5 protein-coding genes and 1 pseudogene are annotated in these 4,508 nt (G+C 52.0%); 1 reads left to right on the top strand and 5 read right to left on the bottom strand.

Annotated elements, in window-relative coordinates; genetic code table 11:
- The first annotated feature begins 80 nt into the window (after positions 1-80).
- The gene (locus tag F7B33_RS04745) at positions 81-443 is read left to right on the top strand and encodes a DUF6516 family protein (RefSeq protein WP_297073456.1); all 363 of its coding nucleotides are present in this window, start codon (positions 81-83) and stop codon (positions 441-443) included.
- 108 nt (positions 444-551) lie between these two features.
- Here the strand turns inward: F7B33_RS04745 and F7B33_RS04750 are convergent, their stop codons facing one another.
- The 5 genes and pseudogenes from F7B33_RS04750 to F7B33_RS04775 form a co-directional block, all read right to left on the bottom strand.
- The gene (locus tag F7B33_RS04750; protein WP_297063540.1) at positions 552-845 is read right to left on the bottom strand and encodes a hypothetical protein; all 294 of its coding nucleotides are present in this window, start codon (positions 843-845) and stop codon (positions 552-554) included.
- Positions 846-1,324: 479 nt separating this feature from the next.
- A pseudogene (locus F7B33_RS04760) lies at positions 1,325-1,729 on the bottom strand (ArsR family transcriptional regulator); the annotation flags it as partial.
- A gap of 57 nt (positions 1,730-1,786) precedes the next feature.
- A complete protein-coding gene (locus F7B33_RS04765; RefSeq protein WP_297073451.1) occupies positions 1,787-2,671 on the bottom strand; it encodes an ABC transporter ATP-binding protein in 885 nt (294 codons plus the stop codon).
- Between the two features lie 9 nt (positions 2,672-2,680).
- Complete coding sequence (locus F7B33_RS04770) at positions 2,681-3,373, bottom strand: hypothetical protein (RefSeq protein WP_297073453.1); 693 nt, start codon at positions 3,371-3,373, stop codon at positions 2,681-2,683.
- A 61-nt stretch (positions 3,374-3,434) separates the two neighbouring features.
- Positions 3,435-4,508: MFS transporter (locus F7B33_RS04775; protein ID WP_297073454.1), on the bottom strand; the 1,074-nt coding region annotated here is incomplete at its 5' end.

The following is a 4,508-nucleotide window of genomic DNA, read 5'->3' on the forward strand; positions in this document are numbered from 1 at the left end:
GGCCTGGGACGACTATATTGAGTGGAAGGCCTACGTCAGGAAGCTTGAAGAGCTGGAGAAGAGGCTGAAGGAGATTGAACATGCTGAGAGAGTTAGAATTGCTTGAGAAAAGCCCAGCAGTCAAAGGCTACAAAATTCTGGACTACAAGGAGGGAGAGGGTTTTTACTTTCTGAAAATCAAGGCAGAACTGATAGAGGGAAGCGTTCTTTACATCAGGGAATTTGTATCGGAAGAGGAGTACCACTACTCTTTTCAGTGGCAGAAAGACGGAAAGCTTATAGTCCGCTGGGACAACGCGCCACATCACAGAGACATTGAAACTTTTCCCCACCACAAGCACGTTGGCTCACAAGACAACATCCAGCCTTCAAAAGAGATCTCTCTTGAAGACGTCTTGAGAGTTATTGAGGAGGAAATTAAACCCTCGTCCTCAACTTCCTGATGTAGATGTTGAAGCCCCTCCTTCTCTCAAGATTAACGCCTCGGCATATAATCGTGCCCATCATAGCCGGCGCCCTGGCGAGCGTCCATGCAACGCTGCCGTACGCGGTCAGTCTGGCCTTCTTCGCGCTCGCCGGGATGATGTTCGCGCGCCTCTCGAAGAGGAACCATTAACGCTTTCGATACTCCATCGGAAACCCGTAATCTCCCGGAAGCTAACGCCCTTCAGCGGGTTGAACTCCTTCACGAGTTCCTCAACCACCTCCCCCAGAAGCCCCGCGGTCTTTAGGGCCTTCCTAAAGGCCCCCTTCCCCCGGTTTATAACGCGGAGTAGGCCGGCAACCTGGAACAGAAGCCTTGGGAGGTGGAAGAGGAGAAATTTAAGAAGGGGGCGGAGAATCACTCCTTCCCCTCCTCTTCTTCAGGTTTCTCCTTCTTTCTGTGAACGATACTTATCGATCCGGAGTGACCGCCCTTGCCCTTCATCAGTTCCATTAGGGTCTCGAGGAGGGCCTTTGGGGCATTGATGCTCTTCATGTATTCCTTCGTCAGCTCGGTTGCAGTTTCCTTGTCCATGCCGGCCTCGACGAGGTTCTTGTAGAACTCCGCCACGCTCTTGCCCATGGCCTGCATCTTCTCAGGACTATACAGCTCGCTGAGGAGGTCCCTCAGCGGTTCAAGGATGTCCTCTATCATTGGCCCTATCTTGTCCATGAGCTTTGCCGCCTGCTCGATGTCCCTGTCGCCGTAGTAGGCCTCTATGAGGTCTTCAACAATGTCAACCTTCTTCTCAAGGAGCCTAAGCTCTTCCTCGCTTTTGGCGTTCTTCATCTCCTCCGTCAGCTCCTCAAGGAGCTTCTCCAGCTGGGCAGGATCCTTTTTTCCGATCAGCTCTAACCACCTCTTGATCACCTCACGGGAGAGGGCGTAGACCTTGCCCCTCTCTGAGGGAACCTCCCTGACGACGCCCAGCCCCTCAAGCTCCTCCAGTTTTACCCGAACTGTGTTTCTGGATGCCTTTCCGCGCCTGCCCTTCATCTCGCGCGTTATCTGACTCACGTTAGCTTTTCTCAAGTCGAAGAGAATCTTCACTATCTCCCTCGCTATCGGGTCGTTCTTTATCTCGGGAACGACGACGTCTATGCTCAAGCCACCGTATTCCGCGTAAACTTTAAGGAGTCTGAGATAAGCCTGCGCCATCTGAGAAACTATCTCAAAGCTTGCCTTCAGTGCCTCAAGGGCCTTTTTGAGCTCCTGGACTTCTCTGGCGAGGTCTTCATCGGGCATAATAATTCATCGTATGCTCAGTCCTATAGCGCTTCCGGTCAGGGGTGAGCAGTTCATTCAGCTCCCATAGAGCGTCGAATACACTTCCTCCAGCGACGGCTCGTTGCGCTTTATCTCCTCAACGGTTATCCCGTTTCTGACCAGAAGTCCATTAACCTGGGAAGACTCGGCGTTTTCAACGAGGATGTAGTCCTTGAAAAGCTTTGGGGTGTAGCCGGCTTTCTCAAGAACCATCAGGGCTTTTTCCACTTCCCTGACCTTCACCAGAACTCCCCTAGCTGGAACACTTTTTCTAAACTCTTTCAGGCTTCCGGAGAACAGTATCTGGCCCTCCTTAATAACCGTAACTCTCCCACAGACCTCATCAACGTCGCCGAGTATATGGGTCGAAAAGAGAACGGAGGCGTTGTTTTCCCTCGCGTAGTCTTTGAGAAAGCGCTTGAACTCCAGCCTCCACTCCGGGTCAAGGCCCTTCGTCGGCTCGTCCAGAATCAAAACCTCTGGGTTTCCAAGAAAAGTCCTCGCCATTGCAACCCTCCGCTGAGTCCCACTGGAGAGGGTAGAAACCTTCTTTTTGGCGTATTTTCCAAGTTCAAAAAACTCCAGCAGGTCCCTCAGCTCCCTCCCATCGAAAACCCCCTTCAGCAGGGCGTAGCGCCTGAGGTTGTCCCATACTGAGAGGTTCGGGTAGAGGAGGTCGTACTCTGGAAGGTAGCCAATCCTCGCCCTTATTTCGGGATTCCGGAGAGGGTTAAGGCCAAAAACTTCGATCCTCCCCGAGTCAGGCACGAGGAGGCCGAGGATAAGCCGGAATGTAGTTGTTTTGCCCGCCCCGTTGTGGCCGAGGTAGGCGTGAATCTCACCCGGTTTTACGGTCAAGCTTATCCCGCGGAGGACTTCCCTTCCGCCAATAGTCTTCCCCACGTCCTCAAGGACTATCATGGAACCACCTCACACGAGCAGGGTCTTCTCGGCGAGCCTGTTACCTAGGGAGCTTAAGATCAGGAGCGAAGGGATTGAAATCCCCACCGAGATGGCCAGAGACAGCACCAGGGCAAGCTTTAGAGACAGGACGTTTCCAAAGTATCTCGGAACGTAAAGGGGAACAAAAAACGCCACAAAACCCACTGCAATCTTCACGGCGTTGAACCATACGGACCGGAAGAGCAGGGTTGTTAAAATCACGAAGAAGGTGAATGTGAGGAGCAGGGGAGTTGAAATCAGCAGGCCGGAGAGCATGAGCGTTAGAGGAATGTGGGTCCCGCTGTAATCCGCCAGAATCAGTCCGACAAAACCGCCCGCGAGTATTCCCGCCGCTTCAATCACGAATCCGGCAAGCATCTTGAGGAGCAGAAGACGCGCGGGAGGAAACGGGAGCGAAAGGAGGAGCTCGTGAATGCCGAGGAGCTTCTCCCTGAAGATAGCTCCGCTGAAGAAGAGCGGGAACACTATGGCGAGTGAAACGCTCGTTATTCCGACAATCGTTTCTCCTGAGACAGGAACCCAGCTGGACAACCAGTAGACTGTAGCCGTTAACCATGGGATTGAGATAATGTTGAGCCCAATATGCTTCGCGGTGTATTTGACCTCCTCCCAGAGCTGGGCTTGGGTCAGTTTCATTATCCCGCCTCCAGATTCAGACACTTTTGTTTTATTTCTCCCGTATTTATGCCTTTCATGAACTCAAGGTTGAGAAAGGAAAGTTTCACAGCGGTGAGGGTACGCGGGACTCCATTATTCTAAAAACCCGCACATAAACGAGAACAAGGAGAACGAACACAGGAATCATAAGGGCAAAGCTCCCCGCCAATCCAGAAAAATTCACAAGCCTGCCGATTAATGCGTAGAACACGGCGCCAACAGAGGCGGAAACGCTCATCCTCGTCGAGATTATCGTACTGCGGTACTCGTTGGGAACGACCTCATTGATTAAGAGGGTGTATCCAGTGAAATAAACCGCCTCGCCAAGGGAGTAACTTGCCAATGCCAGAACCCCAGCAATCTCAGCGTGCACGCCGGCAAACATCAGATAAGAGAGTAGTATTAGGGAAATTGACATCTTGAAAAGCGAAGCGTACGACTTCTCTTTTCCCCTTCCAATCCAGAGAATCAGGAAACCTGCCAAGATTCCCATTGCCGATTTTAGGGAGTAGAGAGGGCCAAGGGCTTCCACTTTGAGCTTAAGAATGCTCGTAAAATAAAGCTGCCACGAGTATAGAAAATGCAAGTGAGGAAGTGTGAAGAGCATATCCGCGATGAAGAGGTAGTGCAGGATTGGACCTCTGAGGACTAACGAAATGCCCTCCCAGACTATCACCAGGACACCTTTTTCTCTGGTCCCCCAGTTCTCATTGAGGAGGAGAACGACAAGAAATGCTCCAAAGAAGTTCAAGATGGCCGCAGCGTAGAAAACACTCCTCATCCCTACAAAGGCCACTATTGTGGCCGTGATGATACCTATCAGAAGCGAGTTCGCACTGTTTATTGACCTTAACAACCCGTAGGCCTTTTTGGCCTCATTCCTCCCCAAATCCTGGGTTTTGACCTCAGTGAAGTACCACGCTTGAAGCGTGCCCGACAGGAGGGAAGAGCCGAGGGCGGCAAGACCGTAGGCCAAGGCGCATGCGAGGAATCTATGGGAAGCACCAATTAGGGCCATGCTGAGGCCGTAGAGAATCATGCCGAGAGCAAGGGTTTTCCTCCTTCCGTACCTGTCCGCGATTCCGCCGGTGAAAACGTCGGTGGCAAACATGATGAGGAGGTAAAGAGAGTAAAGATA

The sequence above is a fragment of the Thermococcus sp. genome, from assembly GCF_015523185.1.
Classification (GTDB): Archaea; Methanobacteriota_B; Thermococci; order Thermococcales; family Thermococcaceae; genus Thermococcus.

Bases quoted from the DNA above. Each gene is read 5' to 3' on its own strand.
- F7B33_RS04745 (WP_297073456.1), top strand. From the start codon at position 81: ATGCTGAGAGAGTTAGAATTGCTTGAGAAAAGCCCAGCAGTCAAAGGC.
- F7B33_RS04765 (WP_297073451.1), bottom strand. From the start codon at position 2,671: ATGATAGTCCTTGAGGACGTGGGGAAGACTATTGGCGGAAGGGAAGTC.